The organism is Paenibacillus sp. WLX2291, from assembly GCF_046603665.1.
Lineage (GTDB): Bacteria > Bacillota > Bacilli > Paenibacillales > Paenibacillaceae > Saccharibacillus.
On the sequence record NZ_CP176755.1, the window covers coordinates 3493037 to 3511879 of the forward strand.

The 18843-nt window shown below is 47.0% G+C and carries 22 protein-coding genes and 1 other annotated feature; of the genes, 1 reads left to right on the plus strand and 21 read right to left on the minus strand.

All coding sequences use genetic code 11. The features are described 5' to 3' along the window. Window positions 1-296: 296 nt before the first annotated feature. From ACDE64_RS14890 to ACDE64_RS14980, 19 genes are all read right to left on the minus strand, one after another. Entirely contained in the window at window positions 297-1271 is a 975-nt protein-coding gene (locus tag ACDE64_RS14890; RefSeq protein WP_411342925.1) for a polyprenyl synthetase family protein, read from the minus strand. Then, entirely contained in the window at window positions 1268-2131 is an 864-nt protein-coding gene (locus ACDE64_RS14895; RefSeq protein WP_411342926.1) for a menaquinone biosynthesis protein, read from the minus strand. The genes ACDE64_RS14890 and ACDE64_RS14895 overlap by 4 nt, the downstream gene beginning before the upstream one ends. After that, window positions 2118-2801, minus strand: a complete 684-nt coding sequence (locus ACDE64_RS14900; RefSeq protein ID WP_411347341.1) for a UbiX family flavin prenyltransferase — start codon at window positions 2799-2801, stop codon at window positions 2118-2120. The genes ACDE64_RS14895 and ACDE64_RS14900 overlap by 14 nt, the downstream gene beginning before the upstream one ends. Next, a complete protein-coding gene (locus tag ACDE64_RS14905) occupies window positions 2792-3667 on the minus strand; it encodes a UbiA-like polyprenyltransferase (protein ID WP_411347342.1) in 876 nt (291 codons plus the stop codon). The genes ACDE64_RS14900 and ACDE64_RS14905 overlap by 10 nt, the downstream gene beginning before the upstream one ends. Before the next feature lies 1 nt (window position 3668). After that, window positions 3669-4391, minus strand: coding sequence for a demethylmenaquinone methyltransferase (locus ACDE64_RS14910; protein ID WP_411342929.1), 723 nt, complete (start codon window positions 4389-4391; stop codon window positions 3669-3671). 25 nt (window positions 4392-4416) lie between these two features. After that, window positions 4417-5265, minus strand: a complete 849-nt coding sequence (locus ACDE64_RS14915) for a heptaprenyl diphosphate synthase component 1 (RefSeq protein ID WP_411347343.1) — start codon at window positions 5263-5265, stop codon at window positions 4417-4419. A gap of 359 nt (window positions 5266-5624) precedes the next feature. Continuing rightward, window positions 5625-5861, minus strand: a complete 237-nt coding sequence (mtrB, locus tag ACDE64_RS14920; protein ID WP_411342931.1) for a trp RNA-binding attenuation protein MtrB — start codon at window positions 5859-5861, stop codon at window positions 5625-5627. Between the two features lie 176 nt (window positions 5862-6037). Beyond that, a complete protein-coding gene (locus tag ACDE64_RS14925) occupies window positions 6038-6310 on the minus strand; it encodes an HU family DNA-binding protein (RefSeq protein WP_367059316.1) in 273 nt (90 codons plus the stop codon). Between the two features lie 184 nt (window positions 6311-6494). After that, window positions 6495-6866 carry a 2Fe-2S iron-sulfur cluster-binding protein gene (locus ACDE64_RS14930; RefSeq protein WP_411347345.1) on the minus strand — a complete coding sequence of 124 codons (372 nt, stop codon included), beginning with the start codon at window positions 6864-6866 and terminating at the stop codon, window positions 6495-6497. A 2-nt stretch (window positions 6867-6868) separates the two neighbouring features. Beyond that, the gene (locus ACDE64_RS14935; RefSeq protein WP_411347346.1) at window positions 6869-7486 is read right to left on the minus strand and encodes a hypothetical protein; all 618 of its coding nucleotides are present in this window, start codon (window positions 7484-7486) and stop codon (window positions 6869-6871) included. A 39-nt stretch (window positions 7487-7525) separates the two neighbouring features. Further along, entirely contained in the window at window positions 7526-8569 is a 1044-nt protein-coding gene (locus ACDE64_RS14940; RefSeq protein ID WP_411347347.1) for an NAD(P)H-dependent glycerol-3-phosphate dehydrogenase, read from the minus strand. Continuing rightward, window positions 8562-9185 (minus strand): glycerol-3-phosphate 1-O-acyltransferase PlsY, encoded by a 624-nt coding sequence (gene plsY, locus ACDE64_RS14945; RefSeq protein ID WP_411342935.1) that lies wholly within the window; start codon window positions 9183-9185, stop codon window positions 8562-8564. Before plsY ends, ACDE64_RS14940 begins: the two co-directional genes overlap by 8 nt. Before the next feature lie 12 nt (window positions 9186-9197). After that, window positions 9198-10520 carry a ribosome biogenesis GTPase Der gene (der, locus tag ACDE64_RS14950; protein WP_411342936.1) on the minus strand — a complete coding sequence of 441 codons (1323 nt, stop codon included), beginning with the start codon at window positions 10518-10520 and terminating at the stop codon, window positions 9198-9200. Between the two features lie 523 nt (window positions 10521-11043). Continuing rightward, a complete protein-coding gene (gene rpsA / locus ACDE64_RS14955) occupies window positions 11044-12273 on the minus strand; it encodes a 30S ribosomal protein S1 (protein WP_411342937.1) in 1230 nt (409 codons plus the stop codon). Window positions 12274-12342: 69 nt separating this feature from the next. After that, on the minus strand, window positions 12343-12924 hold the full coding sequence (locus ACDE64_RS14960; RefSeq protein ID WP_411342938.1) for a lysophospholipid acyltransferase family protein: 582 nt from the start codon (window positions 12922-12924) through the stop codon (window positions 12343-12345). A gap of 3 nt (window positions 12925-12927) precedes the next feature. After that, a complete protein-coding gene (gene cmk / locus ACDE64_RS14965; protein ID WP_411342939.1) occupies window positions 12928-13629 on the minus strand; it encodes a (d)CMP kinase in 702 nt (233 codons plus the stop codon). A 113-nt stretch (window positions 13630-13742) separates the two neighbouring features. After that, a complete protein-coding gene (locus ACDE64_RS14970; protein WP_411347348.1) occupies window positions 13743-14384 on the minus strand; it encodes a flagellar brake protein in 642 nt (213 codons plus the stop codon). A gap of 92 nt (window positions 14385-14476) precedes the next feature. After that, window positions 14477-15175: a glutamic-type intramembrane protease PrsW gene (prsW, locus tag ACDE64_RS14975; RefSeq protein ID WP_411347349.1), complete on the minus strand. Its 699-nt coding sequence runs from the start codon at window positions 15173-15175 to the stop codon at window positions 14477-14479. 130 nt (window positions 15176-15305) lie between these two features. Then, complete coding sequence (locus ACDE64_RS14980; RefSeq protein WP_411342942.1) at window positions 15306-15917, minus strand: genetic competence negative regulator; 612 nt, start codon at window positions 15915-15917, stop codon at window positions 15306-15308. A 337-nt stretch (window positions 15918-16254) separates the two neighbouring features. On the opposite strand from ACDE64_RS14980, the gene ACDE64_RS14985 reads away from it, so the two are divergent. Beyond that, window positions 16255-17178, plus strand: a complete 924-nt coding sequence (locus tag ACDE64_RS14985; protein ID WP_411347350.1) for a polysaccharide deacetylase family protein — start codon at window positions 16255-16257, stop codon at window positions 17176-17178. Window positions 17179-17251: 73 nt separating this feature from the next. On the opposite strand, the gene ACDE64_RS14990 is transcribed toward ACDE64_RS14985, so the two are convergent. After that, entirely contained in the window at window positions 17252-17629 is a 378-nt protein-coding gene (locus ACDE64_RS14990) for a hypothetical protein (RefSeq protein WP_411347351.1), read from the minus strand. Continuing rightward, the gene (locus ACDE64_RS14995) at window positions 17626-18219 is read right to left on the minus strand and encodes a CPBP family intramembrane glutamic endopeptidase (protein WP_411347352.1); all 594 of its coding nucleotides are present in this window, start codon (window positions 18217-18219) and stop codon (window positions 17626-17628) included. Before ACDE64_RS14995 ends, ACDE64_RS14990 begins: the two co-directional genes overlap by 4 nt. 344 nt (window positions 18220-18563) lie before the next feature. After that, window positions 18564-18797 (plus strand) — a binding site (T-box leader). The last annotated feature ends 46 nt before the right edge of the window (window positions 18798-18843 follow it).

Genomic DNA, 18843 nt, shown 5'->3' on the forward strand with positions numbered 1-18843 from the left:
TTTAGGCGTTTAGAACGTTTGAAGTGTTTTGTGGATTATTTATGAGGATGGTGTGTTTTGATGGCTTTTTTGTTTGTGGTTATAGAGTTGTTTCCTGCTGATCGAATGATATCTCTATTGTTGCTTTTGTTAATAAAGGCGAATCTTTGGGAATTGAGTAGTTTTGAGTAGTTACTAATTAGAAAAAAACCAGCGCTGAGGGTTCAGGGCTGGTTTGGGGGGGTGCTTTTTTGTAGTTACTCTTGTCGCTTTATGGCTCTTCTTATCCGATTGCTTGCTGTTTGCAAGATTGGGGATTAGTGGGAGCGCTTGGCTACGAAGTGAGCGATTTCTTGTAGGTGCTTACGGGTTTTGCCTTCTGGTAGTTGTTGTAGGGCGTCCATTGCTTTTTGAATATAGCGGTCGGCTAGTTGTTCGGCGCGCTCAATGCCTTGGCTATTTTTGATCATGTTTACGGCTGTCTTCACATCGGTTTGACCGTCGGCTTCGTGGATGCGGCGGATTTCGGAGAGCAGAGGCTGATTTAGCTCCTGTTCTTGAAGTGCCATCAGTACTGGCAGGGTGATATTGCCCTGACGCAGGTCGCTGCCTGGTGGTTTGCCGATTTGTTTCTCCGTGCCGCACAAGTCGAGTACGTCGTCACGGATTTGAAAAGCCATGCCTACGTTGTAGCCGTAACGATACAGTTGGCGCGTATGTGCAGCTGGTGCATCGGCAGCAAGCCCACCGAGTTGGCAGCTAATTGCGATCAGCAATGCCGTTTTGCGGCGAATGCGTAGCAAATAACGACGGATCGTTTGCTCGGTGTTGAAAAAGTCGCGAATTTGCTCCATTTCACCGATCGACATCTGCACCATCGCTTTGGCAAGTACGCGGTGAATCTCCGGGTTTTGCAACCGGGCGACGATAACTAGCGCTTTGGCATAAATATAGTCGCCAGTATACATAGCGATCCGGTTGTCCCATTTTGATTTGACCGTCAGTTGACCGCGACGAGTTTCCGCGTCGTCGATCACATCGTCATGCACTAGAGATGCCATATGGATCAGCTCCAGCGGTACAGCGACATTGCTGAGCTTTTCCAGATCATAGGTGCCGTATTTACCGCCAAGCAGCACAAAAGCGGGACGAAGCCGCTTTCCTCCCGCTTTTAACAAATGTAGTGAAGCCTCATTCAGCAGCGCATGATCAGTATCAATGCTGCGGCTCAGTTCTCGTTCAATGACGTTCATGTCTTTTTTTAGTGTCCCGAAAATATCCAGTAGTTTCATTCGTTCACCCGTGTCATCGTATTGTCAGTCCATAATTCCATGTGCACTTCATGGTTCAGCAGGCCAAGTTCATACGCGTAACGGAAGTACAGCGCCAGTCCCTGCTGTTCCTGTGTACCAAAATCATACCACAACTGGCGGAAATAATGTTCCCAGTAGTCATGCTCGCCGCCCATTTTGCGCTGTGCTTCGGCAATGACAGGTTCGAGATTGTGCAAACTTTGCTGTTTGCTACTTCGCAGACCAGAGGCAATCTCGGTCACCAGCTCCGGGTATACCGCCGCAAATTGCTTATTCACTGCCCATACGGCAAACGTCATGCTGTGCCCTGTCCACGATTTCCATTCGCGACCTAGATCAGTCACAATATAGCCGCTATCGTGACGCGCTGCTTCAATCGCATGATCACCAATCAGCAATGCCGCATCGCAGGCTTCCATCATCTCATCCAGATTCGGATTCATCGATACATATTCAGGCGCAAACCCGTATCGTTTTTGTAAAATGATCTTCAGCAAATTCACAGACGTTGCCGAAGTGTTTGTCAGCGCAATCGTTCCATTTCCCAGTTCTGCCACCGGTTTTCTGGAAAACAGAAGAATTGATCCGACCGCATTCTGAGCACTGACCGACAGATCCGGCAACAACCAGAAGTCCTGCGAACGCGTTCCGTAAGCGAATGAGGATACTGGCGTGATATACAACGTATCTTCCAGCAGTCCGCGATTCAGATTGGCAGGCAGATCACTATGAATAACGGCCGATACCGACAGCTGCTCCGGTTGGAAATGCTGATAGATCGGCCAGTCGTTCGTATATTCAATTTTACCGATTTGGATCGGCAATTCAAACTTCGTCACGGTCATTCCCCCATCGTTCAAATAAATCGTGATCGATCCCGAGCAGATCGAGCACTTTGCCAACCATGAAGTCAACCGCATCTTCCAGTGTTTTGGGGCGATAATAAAAAGCCGGCATAGCCGGAACGATGCTGACTCCCAAACGCGCCAGTTTCAGCATATTTTCCAAATGGATCGCATGCAGTGGTGTTTCTCTTGGAACTATAACCAGTTTGCGCTCCTCTTTAATCATAACGTCTGCCGCGCGGGTCATCAGATTGGTGGACATGCCGCCAGCAATATTCGCCAGCGTGCCCATAGAGCACGGAATGATAATCATCGCTTTCACCCGGAACGAGCCGCTTGCAATAGAAGCACCAATATCGGAAAAGGAATGATATACGAGCTTTCCCGGCAGATGACCGAAATGCTGCGACAGCATCTCGTCACGTCCAGAAGCCGACCAATCCATTTCTTCTTTCAATACACGCCAGCCTGCATTGGAGATGACCAGATGCACACTATAGCCGAGCGACAGCAAGACTTCAGCCAGATGAATACCATATACCGAGCCGCTGGCACCAGTAATGCCGATCACATAACGCTGACCGGCATTGGCTGAAGGCGCGCCATCCGTCCCGGCAACAACCGGGGCAGATAGCGGAGATGAATGTTCGTCGTTTACAGCCATTGTTTCACCGCCAGATCAATAAGCGTGAATGCAAACATGATGATGCTGAGTGCACCATTCATCGTGAAGAACGCCGTTTGCAGGCGGCTCAAATCTTTTGGTTTTACAATATAATGTTGATAGAACAAAATCGCACACGCAATAACAACACCCGTGGCATACCATAAGCCCAGATGCGCGATAAAGAACAGACTAATCAGACCGATCGCCGTAATAACGTGGAAGCCCTGTGCAATTTTCAATGCACGCGGAATGCCGAATCGGCTCGGAATGGAATGCAGCCCTTCTTTGCGGTCAAACTCTTCGTCGTCACACGCATAAATAACATCAAACCCTGCTGTCCAGAACGTAATCGCAACGAAGAACACAATTGCCGTCCAAGTAACTGTACCGGTCACCGCAACCCAGCCACCCAGTGGCGCGAGTGCAATCGTCATGCCCAGAACCACATGGCATAACCATGTAAAGCGTTTCGTGAACGAATAGAAGATAAGCATAAAGACAGCAATCGGCAATAAACGCAATGCTAGCGGAGACAATTCGGTTACTGCCCAGAAGAATACAACGAGCGAGATCACGATAAAAATAACCACTTCGCCGGAGCGCAGCAGTCCTGCCGGAATGGCACGCATCATCGTGCGCGGATTTTTGCCATCAAACGTACGGTCGATCAGGCGATTCAGCCCCATCGCCGCGCTGCGTGCGCCGACCATAGCAACTAGAATCCATACTACCTGTTGCCATGTTGGCAGATGTCCAAATACTACATAAGAGCCGAGCATCGCACCCATAAAAGCAAATGGCAATGCAAATAATGTATGCTCCACTTTAATCATTTCGAGAAAAATTTTAATTTTCTTAAACATCCTACTTCTCCTTGATTCCAATATGAAGTGCGGCAATTCCGCCAGTCAGCGGATACGCCTGCACCTGCTGCAAACCAATCTGGTTGAATACACCCGCAAGCTCAGAGCGCCCCGGGAAAGCTTTTAGCGAATCCGGCAACCATTTATACTGCTCATACCGCTTGGCGACAAGGCGTCCCATTAGCGGCAGCAAATTTTGAAAATAGAAATAATAGATGCCTTTGAACGGCTGCCACGTTGGTTTGGACAATTCCAGACATACGACCATGCCACCCGGTTTGACGACACGCTGCATTTCACGCAGTGTCTTTTCCAGATCAGGCACATTGCGTAGACCAAAGCCAATCGTTGCATAATCGAACGAATTGTCTTCAAAAGGCAGATCCATCGCATTACCCTGTGTCAGTGTAATATTATCCTGCCAGCCATCGCGGTCAATTTTCGTTTGACCGACGCTGAGCATATTCGGGCTAAAATCCAGTCCGTAAATTTTGCCTGTTTTGCTTGCTTCAGCGATACTGAGTGTCCAATCACATGTTCCACAACATACGTCCAGTGCAGAATCGCCCTGCTGCACATTCATTTTTTTCATAGTAAATTTGCGCCATGTTTTGTGCATACGGAAACTGAGCACATCATTCATCATATCGTATTTCGGTGCAATCGATTCAAATACCGATTGTACGAACTGTTCTTTGGGTTTGGCACTTTCCGGTTTGCTCATTATTTCTTCACCTCTTCTGATGATCTCACACCTGATGAACAAGCTTGGCATAGCTGCCGGTTAGACCGGATATTTCCGTTTGCAATACATCATGATCACTTTGCTGTAAACGTTCACCGATCGCTGCCAGTGCATGTCCGAGCAGTTTCTCCAATCGTGCAGTTGTACCATAGAGTGCATCCCATTCCTGCCAGCGAGGACTTTGTTGTGGCTCACTGTATAATTCATTCCGACGCTCCGGCGCTTGTTCCAGCGCATCATACAAGCGGAAATGACCGAATGGTTGCTCTGCGCTACCGGGATTCAGCTCGTTTGCCAGCAATTCGCAGCGACTAAACAAATATAATAACTGCTCCCACAGCTGACGCTGCTCCTCAGCAATATAGGGCTTAAACGAAAGAAACAGCTGCATCTTCAGCTGTATGCTTGCTTCCATATATTGTTCCACTGTCAATGTGCCGCGCTGAGATTGCTCGTACAGATTCATTTTTAATCGATTGTTCTCACAAATCGCTTCGCTTAAACGCGATACCATCTGAATCTCGCCTGCTTTAGCTAGCAACTCATAAAAACGGCTACTGAAATAATCGCCTGCCAGTACGTTCAATTGACGTGATCTCATCTGTTCCTCCTGCTGATGAGCAGGCGACGTATCGATCATATCATGTGTATCCAATGCCATCTGTACTAGACCCGTCACCAGTGGAAACAGTTGGTCCGCATGTGTTTGCAAATGATTGCTGCCTGCCTCGCTTAAAAACAGGTGTAACAAGCGGGCACGGACATCCGGAAATCCGGCAACCTCTGTATGCTTTTGAATCATATCGTATTCGGTATATTTTTGGGATGTTTCCAACAAGCGATACGGTTTCATTTCAGCCTCCGCGCCTTATCCAGGCAAGTCTATATTTTCACAAACCTGAAATACACAATACTTCAGATTTAAACCACTTCAGTTCATTATATCATATGTTGTCATCACAAGACAGGGTGATGCAGGATTTGATTGTTGTCATCTACCTCCGATCATAATATGTTACTTTTTACACAAAAATCATTATTTTCAACCGTTCCCAAACAAAATACCGGTACGCTTATTCGCCGTATGCCTGTAGCATGTTAGACGATGAACGACCGGTATACTAAATATTGGATTGAGAAAACGTCAGATATGATAACTGCACCCAATTCCACCCATATCATACATACAAGCGGATTCAAGCGGCGAATCAGTTAATCTGTATGCATTATGCCATGCTTCGTTTGTACTTCAGCATCGCCACGGATTTTGATGGCGGATGTATTCTCAGTAAACTGAACGATCAGCACTTCACCCTTGTCCAGCTTCTCGGTATGATGAAAACGTGTATCGCGACCTCGGGTCAAGCCGATCACCTGCACGCCATTGTCTTTTGCCTTGATCACTACATATTCGCTATTCACATAATTGTTGTCATTGGATGGTTGCATTATGTTCCTCCTTCCGCCGACGGCGGGATTCATCTGTACGTATATGTACACCATCCTATCATACAGGCTGGTTCAGCAATTCGTAAACCCTATCGTTATTCTACACTGCGTAAACGCGAAAAGACCGTGACCAAACCTGATCACGGTCTTTTTCCTGAACATGGAATATGTACAACTTATTTAATTCCATCTTTCAAGGCTTTACCAGGCTTGAAAGCCGGGATTTTGCTGGCAGCGATTTCGATTTCTTCACCAGTTTGTGGGTTGCGACCTTTACGGGCAGAACGCTCACGAACTTCAAAGTTACCAAAACCAACCAGTTGCACTTTATCACCGCTTTGCAGCGCGCTTGCAATAGCTTCAAAAACAGCATCAACTGCTTTTGTTGCATCTTTCTTTTGCAGCTCGGTTTTTTCAATTACCTGTGCGATCAGATCTGTCTTGTTCATAGTTGTCACCTCCTGAGCAAGTATGCGTGTATCCACAAGCTACTGTAGTTTTCGTGAATACGAAAATATGTGTAAACGGTGCGGATTTGTACAGTTGATCAGTCTGCCACAAACTGCGGCAAACAGAACAAAACTATAGTAATACAGCCATCTTTGAATTTCAAGCATTTTGCCTGTTTTTTATCTACCAATCGCTCAAATCATCGTCCTGTTGCTCTAGCTGTCTACGAATCGCTGCTTTGAGCCGATCTTCCGGCACTGTGATAACGGCTGGCGCTTCAATTCTCGCCTGACACCCCAGTCGTATCCCTTCCTGTAGCTGACTGCCCAGCTTGCGTTGCTCAGCTGCATTCGGTGCACATAATCCATCGCCAGTGCCTTGCTCTCCTGGCTGAATATGCACTTTACACATTAAACATGCTGCTCGTCCATCACAGCGAACCGGTAACGATACTCCTGCCCGACGAATCGCCTGTAAAACAGTCGTACCTGCACTAACCTGTATCGAACGCCCGGATGGCAGCAATTGTACATTGATTTTGCTTATTTTATTCATATTCAAGCCTGCAATCCAGCCAGCCGAAGAATACGCTGCATCAGTTGCGGATGAAATCCATTATGGTCGATCAACTGACGCAATAATGGTTCATGGCGCTCCGGTTGTTGGCGCAACTGCTCAGCGATTGCTTCATACCGATCCGCGCGATCACGTAGCAGATTAAAGATCAGTTCATGCTCTAGCGGCATCAGACGAACAGTATGCCCATTCAGTTCCACCATTGTCGCCGCCATGTAGAGCGTCCGATCTACATGAACACGGTAATAGGATTCACGCGCACGCACTTCAAAGTCACCGACCAGTTCGATGGTGCAATCCTCTCCCTGATAATGACTGAGCGTAGAGCGATACATACGCGTTTCATTGAGTTCCGGCCCATCCAATAGAGCAAAGGAATGCCGTAGCTGTTCATCCAGCCCGGAGATCGCAGGTCCATCTGCATACAGATCAATATCGCGTGGTGAACGTTCCAGCTGAACACCTTGCAATAACAATCCACAGCTACCACCAAGCAGCCATGGCAATGGTGTTGCAGAACTACCGATCACGGCAGCAAGCTGATCTAGCGTGCGTTGCAATTCCGGCTGCAATTGTAAGGTCTGACTATGCTTTGCCACTCACTTCACTCCTTCCGGGTATGACAAAAGGAAGCAGCATCAAGAATGCCACTGCCTCCAGGTTTCTAGCTTCATCGATTCCATTTCATTTTTCGGGTCACGACCCATAAGTGCTTCCACCGCTGTACGCGGATCTGCCTGTTCAAACAATACGCGGTACAGTTGCTCAGCGATTGGCATCTGCACATTATGCCGACGAGACATATCATGTGCTGCCTGCGTGCTGCGTACACCTTCTACCACCATATTCATAGAGTCCATAACATCATCCAGCGTCTTGCCCTGACCAAGCATATAACCGGCACGCCAGTTACGGCTGTGCTTGCTCGTACCGGTAACAACCAAGTCACCGATGCCAGCCAGTCCCGCAAAGGTCAGCGGATTGGCACCCATTTCACTGCCTACACGCACCATCTCAGCGATACCACGGGTTAGCAATGCAGCTTTGGCATTGTCACCAAAACCGAGTCCATCCGATAGACCAGCACCAAGTGCGATAATATTTTTCAGTGCACCTGCGAGTTCTACGCCAATGGTATCCCGATTCGTATATACGCGGAAATAGTCTTCGTTCATAAACAACATCTGTGCGGCAACCGCTGCTTTTTCATTGGCAGCTGCAACCACGACCGTTGTCGGCATACGCTTGACTACCTCTTCGGCATGACTTGGACCAGATAGAACGACAACATCGTCTTCCTTCATATTCAGTTCTTCACTGATGACGGTGGACATTCGTTTTAACGAGCCTGTTTCAAATCCTTTGGTCGCATGCACGCACAGCATGTCTTCATGGTAAAAAGGTTTCATCTGCTGACATACATCACGCATCGCTTTGGACGGTGCCACGATGATAACAGCTGCCGTATCTTTCATTGCTTCTTCCAAATTGGAAGTCGCTACGATGGACGTTGGCAATTCAGCGTCCGGCAAATACCGGCTATTGCGGTGAAGATTGTTGATTTCTGCGGCTTGCTCAGGCGTACGTGCCCACAGCGATACGTGAAATCCGTTGTCCGCCAGTACACAGGCAAGCGCGGTTCCCCAGCTTCCAGCTACTAGAACAGTCACCTTATCAGACAACTTTGCTTCCTCCCTTGTCCGCTTTGGCTCCGATTTTGCTTTCGGTGCCTTTGATGATCCGGCCTACATTGGCCCGGTGACGCCAAACGCCCAGTGCCCAGATCACAATACTGACGATTACAATCGGTGCCGTATAGCCCATAATGAGCAGCAAAATCGGCGTCAATGTAACAAGGATCAACGAACCGAGCGATACATAACGGGTGAATACAATCGATAGAATTGCCACAACACCAGCAATCAGCGTCGGTACAATACATAAGGTTGCTAGTACACCGATCGTAGTAGCAATACCTTTACCACCACGAAAGTTAAAATAGATCGGCCAGTTATGCCCCAGAATCGCAGCCAATCCGCACAATGCCGGAATCCAGAAATCCGGTGTAGCACTCAGCCAGACACCGATCCAGACTGCAACAATACCTTTGATCGCATCTAGCAGCAAGACGGCAATCGCCGGGCCTTTGCCCAGCACGCGCAGCGTATTCGTTGCACCTGCATTGCCACTACCATGATCACGAATATCGATGCCTTTGATACTTTTGGCGATCAGCACACTAAAACTGATCGAACCGAGCAAATAACTAATAATGATAGCCAACACTGATAAGATCACGTGCTTCTCTCCTTAATCGTCCGATGATTTGCGGCGGGTAAAGATACGAATCGGTGTACCTGTAAAGTCGAAGGCAGCACGGATTTTGTTTTCCAAATAACGTTCATAGGAAAAGTGCATCATTTCCGGCTCGTTCACGAATACGATAATGGTTGGTGGCTTTACGGCTACCTGAGTCACATAGTTGATGCGCAGACGCTTGCCTTTGTCGGTTGGCGGCGGATTGATTGCAACCGCGTCCGATACAACATCGTTCAACAGATGCGTCGGAATACGCAGAGAATGCTGCTCGGCAGCCTGCTTCACAACCGGCAGCAGCTTGTGAATACGCTGCTTGGTCAATGCTGACAGGAACACGATTGGTGCATACTGCATATAAAGGAAGTGATCGCGGATTGTCGTCTCAAAACGTTGCATCGTTTTGTCGTCCTTCTCCACCACATCCCATTTATTAACAACGATTAAAGCTGCTTTCCCTGCTTCGTGTGCATAACCGGCAACGTGTTTGTCCTGATCAATAATACCTTCTTCGCCGTTGATTACCATCAGTACAACGTCTGCACGTTCGATTGCTTTCATTGCACGCATTACACTGTATTTTTCTGTATTTTCATACACTTTACCACGTTTGCGCATACCAGCGGTATCAATGAGTACATAACGCTGACCGTCTTTTTCAAATGGCGTATCAATCGCGTCGCGTGTAGTTCCAGCTACATTGCTGACAATAACGCGTTCTTCGCCAAGAATAGCGTTGACGAGCGATGATTTCCCTACATTCGGACGACCGATCAATGCGACGCGAATAACGTCCTCATCATAACCATCGTCTTCCAGCTCAGGCAGTTTGTTCACGATCTCATCCATCAGATCGCCTACACCGCTACCATGACTACCGGAAATACCGATTGGATCGCCAAAACCTACATTATAAAACTCATAAATATCGTTCATCCGATTCATGTTATCCACTTTGTTGACAGCCACGATCACTGGTTTGCCAGAGCGGTACAAAATTTGTGCCACTTCTTCATCGGATTGCGTCAAGCCACTTTTCACATCACACATAAATACGATGACATCCGCTTCTTCAATCGCAAGTTCAGCTTGCATACGGATCGATTTCAGCATGGTGTCTTCGCCATCTACTTCGATACCACCAGTATCGATAACACTGAATGCTTTGCCGTTCCATTCGGATGTACCATATATCCGGTCACGGGTAATCCCCGGTTTGTCTTCTACAATTGCCAACCGGTCTCCGATCATCCGGTTGAATATCGTTGATTTCCCTACATTGGGACGGCCAACGATTGCCACTACGGGTCTTGCCATAGGTTTTATTCCTCCTGTTCTTTCTTTCCGTTAACCATCATAGCAAAAAACGCTACCATTGGCTAACAATTATAATGATTTGATCACGAAAAGTACCAATAAAAGCAATAATCGGCGAATCCACTTTCGGATTCGCCGATTATGCTGTTGGACATTCCGCAGCGCCAAGTGTTACAAAATGGCAATACGGTGAGCCCGGTATATGAGGTGTGATTCAGAGAGAACAGGCATCATTTTGCATTCAAAGGCAAACCATCTGGCATGAAACATGCAGATGGTTGCGATGGAATTGAAGTGATGATGTTTCTCTGAAGTTTAGCAAGGAGATCGCTTGCTTGGAACTTGGTAAACCAGATTGAAGTGCTTTGGTTTACGGTTAACAAGAAAGGCGCTTGCTAAGACTTTGGTAAACCGAATTGAAGCGTTTCGGTTTACGGCGAGCAAAGAGATCCCTTGCTAAAAGCGTGGTAAACCGGTTGAAGCGTTCCGGTTTACGGCGAGCAAGGAGGGCGCTTGCTCTTGATCACTTAAATTTGCTCAGTTTGTCGCCGAACAGGTCGCCCAGAGTAACGTTCATACCTTGATTGCTCAGGGATACGTTAGGGTTGTTCAGTTCTTCTTGTTTAGGCGCTCTGGATTTGCTTTCGCGTGGAGCTTTTGGCTCGTCAGCTGGAGCTTCCTCAGTTTCTTTGATGCTCAGGCTTACACGTTTTTCGGAAGGGTTTACGTCCAGCACTTTCACTGTAACGGTTTGTCCTTCTTCCAGTACTTCTTGCGGAGTACCAATGTGTTTGTGGGAGATCTGGGAAATGTGAACCAGACCTTCTACACCTGGAGCGATTTCCACGAATGCACCGAAGTTAACGAGACGTTTTACTTCGCCTGTTACAACGTCGCCAGTGTGGAATTTGTCAGCAGCAGTTTCCCAAGGACCTGGTTGAGCTGCTTTGATACTCAGGCTGATTTTGCCTTTTTCCGGATCAACGCGAAGTACTTTTACTTTTACTTCGTCGCCTTCGGACAGGACGTCAGCTGGTTTGTCCACATGAGTCCATGCGATTTCGGATACGTGAACCAGACCGTCCACGCCGCCTACGTCAACGAATGCACCGAACTGGGTCAGGCGTTGTACTGTACCTGTCAGCTCTTGACCTTCTTGCAGGTTCTCCATGATAGATTGTTTGTTGGACTCGTATTCTGCTTCCAGAACATCTTTTTGGGACAGAATCACTTTGTTGTTTTCGCGATCCAGTTCTTTTACTTTGACGCGCAATGTGCGGCCTTTGTAATCACTGAAATCTTCAACAAAATGACGTTCTACCATGGATGCAGGAATGAATCCACGAGCGCCTACATCTGCTACCAGTCCGCCTTTTACTACATCGGATACGGTAACTTCGAATACTTCGCCAGCTTCAAAACGCTGTTCCAGTGTTTCCCAAGCGTTTTCGCTGTCGATTGCACGTTTGGACAGAACGAGGCTTTCTTTGTCGTCATTGATGCTGACAACCTTGCACTCTACTTCTTGACCGACTTCTACTGCTTCCGCAGCGCTGTCTACGTGTACCGAAGAAAGTTCACGAACCGGAATGATACCGTCATATTTATATCCAATACTTACGTAAGCTTGATTGTCTTCGATTTTGACGATTGTTCCGGTAACCGTGTCACCTTTGTTTACAGACACCACTTGCTCCAGTGCCTCCTGGTTAGTAACTTCGGTAGTTTCCTGGTTATTATTTTCTTCCGACATGTCAATACCCTCCTCAATTCAAATCCCATTTATTTAAACTCGCACGTTGGCGTAGTTCAAAACACATTATTATGATTGATGTTGCTGTTTTAGCTGATTGATGGCAGCCATAATCTTGTCTGTTGCTTCCTCGGCTGTGCCTGTTGCGTCTTTACCTTTGTAAGCAGTCAGATCGACCGGCGTACCGTAGACAACTTTCATTTTGCCAAATAATTTGTACTGACCGATAATGGCAACCGGAATAACGACTGCATCACTTCGCAAAGCAAAAACCGCGGCACCTTTTTTGGCAACCTGTGCTTGCGAATTACGTGTGCCTTCCGGAAAAATACCAAGTATCCCGCCATCGCGTAACACATTAAGCGCTGTGCGAATCGAATCTTTGCTGATGCCTCCACGTTTGACTGGAAAAGCACCAAGCTTGGGAAGAATCGGTCCAAGCACTGGCAAAGCAAACAGCTCTTCTTTTGCCATAAAACGGATATGGCGTTTGATTAGAATCCCCACGAGCGGTGGATCCAGATTACTAATATGGTTGGAGCATAACAACACACCGCCTTCAGCGGGAATGTTCTCGGTTCCGACCTTCTGGATACGGAACAATAACCTGTAAACAAAACGAATCACAGCACGAGCAAATGAATAGAACATCGTCTAATGTCTCCCTGCCAGCGTAGTATGAGCAAGCTCTAGTATGCGGTTGGATACTTCATCAATCGACATTGATGTGGTATCAAGTACAATCGCATCTTCGGCACATACCAGCGGCGAGAATTCGCGTTGTTCATCCAACCGGTCCCGTTCCGCGATTTCGCGTTCAAGCTGTTCCAGCGTAATGCTCTCGGAAGCGTCCATCTCCGCAAAGCGGCGTCTTGCACGCTCCTGTACCGTTGCTGTCATGAAAATCTTCAATTCAGCATCCGGCAACACATGCGATCCAATGTCGCGTCCATCCATAACTACGCCTTTACGCAAAGCAAGCTTGCGCTGTACGGCAGCCTGCAAAATGCGTACGCCTTCAATCTGCGCATAACGCGAGACGATGCGATTTACAGCTAGTGTACGAATTTCAGTCGTTACATCGGTCTGGTTAACCAGCACGCGCTGTCCCTGCTCATCAGGTATTAATTCAATCACCAGATTTTGTGCTTCTTGAAGCACCTTTTCGGCATTTTCAGGTTCAATATTTAATTGAAGCATATGCCATGTAACGGCACGGTACATCGCTCCGGTATCTACGTATACATAACCAAGATGCCGGGCAACCATACGGGCAATTGTGCTCTTCCCCGCGCCGGCAGGTCCATCAATCGCAATGTTGATGTTCCCACTGTTGTGCAAATCCTGGCGTTCCAATCGGAACTCCCCCTCGACCTTCATACTCCAACTCAATAAAAAAACAGGCATGGCCTGCGTCAAGCAAATTATAACACAGTCCATACCAACATGCAAAAGCGTCCAGCGGCTCGTTACGTGCGGAAGTCGAACTGTCGTTCAAAGCAGTAACGGATCAACTTTTGCTGATCAGCCGAAGCAATTGCTGTATATTCAATTTTACAACGTCTCCCGTCACCGCTCGCTCCATTCGTAGACAATACGATTGCTTCCAGCGGCACATGCTCGATAGCGCTATTTTTCATCTGGATTAATAGCCAGCATTCCAGTGCATCGCCACGCTGAATTTGCAATCCCGCTTCCGGTACGAATACGAGTCCCCCTGCACTGATTTCCATTGTCAAAGCAGTGAAGCGCTCATTGTTCCATTTTACTGCCAGTTCTAGCTGTGCCCGCACGCGTAAATATTTACGGCTACGCGTCTCGGTTAGTTCCTGCTCGTCTGGACGTCGCAATACCGTTTGCTGTTGCGCGACATCATGCGAGACGATTTCGCTGTCAAAATAGTACCGGGTATCATCTTTCAATATAATGTAACCGCTAATCAACTGACCGGCTTCCAGCACTTTCCCATGACCATCTGCGCCCAGCAGTGGTCCTGTATGTATGTATTCATCGTCTACCAGCGTCATATCGGCTGTATAAATATCACTTGCATCTCCTGCTTCACCTGTGCCAAATTCCAAACACAGATGCTCTGACTGTTTCCAATCCATCCTCTGCACCTCCTATAATCAATAACGATATAAAAAACGGACTTCGCCAACATCGGCCGCATAGCCGACTGCGAAATCCGTCTTACCTGTATTTACGTATTTATTTCTTCCTCACGTTTGACAAAGCGCAGCGGCGAACGGCTGTTAGCGCGAGCAATCTTGAGCATGCCGCCGTACCATAGGAATAGCATCAACGGTACGATATACCATAACCAGCCTTGAGTCACCGTGTTTAAAATGAAATCGTACACACCATGCCAGAATACCGGCAGCAACACCGAACAAATGACAAACCAGCGACGCTTGCGCGCATTGATACTGAATTTGGCTTTGCCCATATAGTATCCCATAATAACACCGAACAGCGCATGACCGGAAACCGGCAGCAATCCGCGTCCAAGCAGCGATACAATCGACATGGAATTGTACAATGCGTACAGTACATTTTCCAGCGTTGCAAAACCAAGTCCAATCGCCACAGCATATACGATACTATCATACGGTTCATCAAACTCAGTATGATTGTACAGAATGTGATACAAAATAAACCATTTTACCGTTTCCTCCACGCCAGAGGAGATGACAAACGAATATACATACGGATTATCACCAAGGCCAAACATCAGCCCCCGTTGAATAATCATAATCGGAAACACAATCGCAATCCCGAATACAAAAAAGCGGGCAACTAGATGGAGCGGCTCGGTGTCGTATTTGTCCTTCAGGTAAAAATAAGTCAACAGCGCAATTCCTGGAGCAATTGCCGCCATCAAGAGTGAAAATAAAGACACCCGTATACCCCCTCATTAAAATAGCCCGACGACCGGCAGACAAATCATGATCTGCAATGGATCAACAGGAACTCCTTCCGGCCGGTTCTGACTATTTAGAATGAAGGACTACCCGGATGCCTCATCTTAATCAATCATTGCGCTGGAAATGCTCGCAGATCGTCTGGATGGCATGTTCCGGCATAACAACCTTGCCGTATTCATCCAGCACAGCTTCCGTCAATGATGTTGCATCTCCGAATTCGGCCAGTACCGCGATCAGAGCGGCATGTTTGGACATGTCCACCTCTGCCGGATCCAATGTGAATACCCATTGATCCTTATAGTGGTACAATCGACCGGCTTCGGTCACATTTTGCGATAATGTATGTGCCGCTTCGATCAACGTTTCAAAATCCTTAAAGGAATACGCGATAAAATCGGTTTCCTCCAATGTGACTTCCATTTCGTATATCTCATCCGCCAGATCATCTTCGCTCATCGTGCCCAGATGCTGATCGTATTTACCGCGAGTAACGATAACTACCATACCCTGTGCAGGAAGTGCAAATACTTCCACTGCCAGCGGACCGGTAGCGTCAAATCCAAGCTCCGTATAAGCCTGGTCCATCATCTCTGTGAACAGATCATGTACTTTTGGAATCTCCTGCCACATATCTTCCTTTTGAATCCCGCGCTCAGTTAGATCGTCAAACGTAAGGAAAATCCGTATTTTGTCTGAGCTCAATCTTTCTATTTTCATGATAGGATCCCCCTTAAAAACATAGGTTATGATCCAGTCAGCTGACCGGTCATCTATTCCCTATTCATTTGATGATAAATATAGCAATGCTATATTCACTATGTTACCATTTATTATCCGTAAATGCACGCAATAAAACGTACTATTACGAATTGCTGCATCACAGCGCAAATTCAGCAAAAAATGATTCAGCCGCGCCGCAGCAAGGTTAATAAAATGCGGTGTATGCCCGGATATGCAAAAGTTACGAAATGTGATTGATTTTTGCTGTATGTTATGGGTTTAATTTACATATGCGTTTTGCTATACAATACATAGGGAAAAGAGTGTGACATTCATGAAAAACAAAACAGCAGCCTGCCTGCTACTATCCGTGCTTCTGCTGTCTGCATGCAGCAGTCAGGGAGCAAACAATACGGCAGCTAACACATCATCGGGCAGCAATCCTTCTGCTACCACCAACACAGAGAACAGCTCAGGCAGCGGCGAGACAACCACACCGACAACTGGCGAGACTGCCCCATCCAATGAGGAGAGCACCACTCCAGCAACGGGAACGGCAGCAACCGGTGAAACATCTGGAAGTGAATCCACAACCGATGATCAAGCAGAAGCACCTGCTACGTACACCTATCATATGGACAAAAACTACAATATCATTCCGAATGAAGAATCCAAGGAAACACCGAAAAAAGTCGTTTTGCTAACATTTGACGATGGTCCGAAGGAAAAGGAAATGATCAACAGCATGATGGATACGCTGGACAAGCATAACGCCAAAGCGATCTTTTTCGTCAATGGCTATCGGATCAAAACTCATCCTGAATTGCTGAAACTGATTCATGACCGCGGCGGTATTATCGGTAACCATACGCAGGATCATATCGTACTCAAAAATGAATCCAAAGCGAAGGTTACGCAACAAATCGAGGACACGCAGAAGCTGATCGAAGATACGATTAATGAATCACCGCGCTTCCTGCGCGCGCCAAACGGCGCTACTAACGATACAGTGCATGCACTCGCAGATAAGCATCATATGCTGTATATGAACTGGTCGGTCGGATCACTGGATTGGGTGAACCTAAAAGACCCGGATGCGGTCATTACTAACGTCATGGATCAGCTGCATTCCGGCAGCATCATTCTGATGCACGAGTTACCGTGGACCGTGGAAGCACTGGATCGCCTGCTTACCAAATTGGAGCAAAAAGGCTACACCTTCGTCGATCCCAACAGCATCGAGCCTGAAATGCGCTAATGCGCTTATCATATAACTACGTACAAAAAGCAGCTTCGGATGAGTAAACCGAGGCTGCTTTTTGGTGATCCATTTACGTAATCAATTGCTTGAACCAGCTCCATGTCAGCGTAAAGCCGGACAATTGGAAGCCCCACCAGAGCAGCATGCTGGTCAATACGACAAACATAAAAATCAAATAACCATAGAAAAACTTGGCAAGCTTGATTTTGCGTGATGGATAGATCGTGCTGCGAGGCGCATATTCCTTGTCCTCATCTTCTTCCTCTTCTCCATCAACATCCTGTTCCAGCACTTGCCCATCAGCCAGTGCAGGCTGGTAAACTGCCTGTCTCACTGTGCGCGATGATCGCTTGCTGCGACCTCCAGGCATTTTAATGCGTCCACTTGTGAGTAACCCTTCATCCCGATTACTACCATAACGTTTCAACCGGCTTAGACGTTCGCTCATTTTTCCCTCCGCAACGAAATAATCAGACCGGATATCAGGTCAATCATAAAATGACATAAAATTGGTGCCCATAATGTACCGGATTCAATATAAATATACCCAAGAGCGTAGCTACTGACAAACACCCAGCCGGTCGGAATCCAATGTTTTAAATAACGAAAATGAATCGCCGCAAAAATAATGCTCGTCCAGTACGGTCCGAACGCATATTGTAGCGCACCACGAAACAATAATTCCTCACAAACGCCGACGATCAGCGTGATGATCACAATATGCCAGATCGGTCGATGTTTGAAAATCATCTCGTTGATTCCACCATCGTCCATGCTGTTGTCCGGCACTACTCTGGAGAGAAACAGATCAACTACCAGCATCGCTGCCGCCAGTCCTAATCCCCACCATACAAAATTCAAATCCGTCGGTAACTTCGATAACGTCAATGGATTGCGTCCTTGCGCCCAGATCCAGATCAATCCAACAAGCAACGTCAATCCTTGTGTCAAATATAAGTTGGCAAGCAACAACCGGTCTGTTAATTGCTCCGGCTTGACGCGTTGCAGCTTGAACGAGCGAATTTTCTTCTTTTTCATAGTCACGATCCTTTGATAGTTACAGTCATCAGGTAGATAACAAGCATTTGGAATACGTATTATAACATGGCCGACAACGATGCCATAGCAAGCAATACCAATTCATCCCTAATGCCCATTTTGCTTGTCATTTCACAACACCGATGTACCTATTTTTTGTATACGATTTAAAATCGTCTTTGTTTTCATTGTATTATCGCATAGTTGTGCGCTACAATAAAAGCCAAGTGGATAGAACACGTATATTTCAGACCTATCGATCTTGAATATTCGTGTTTTGATTTAAAAATGGTTATTGACATGGCATGTAACCCATGTTACATTATGAAACAATTAAATCATTGAGAACGCCAATGAAGGAGAAAAGCTTCGAATCAGGTTTTCAGAGAGCCGGTGGTTGGTGCAAACCGGTAAACCGATTGATGCTTTGAGCGCTCCCGAGTCACTGTATTGAAATGTTAGTAGGTACAGTCGGATGATCCCGTTAGCGATCCGGTCAAGTTCAATTTGACCATAAGGCTGACCCTCGTGAGAGGACAGCGAATTAGGGTGGTACCACGACAGCTCTCGTCCCTTTGCTACAGTTTGCAATTGTAGTGCGGAGATGAGCGCTTTTTTTGTATG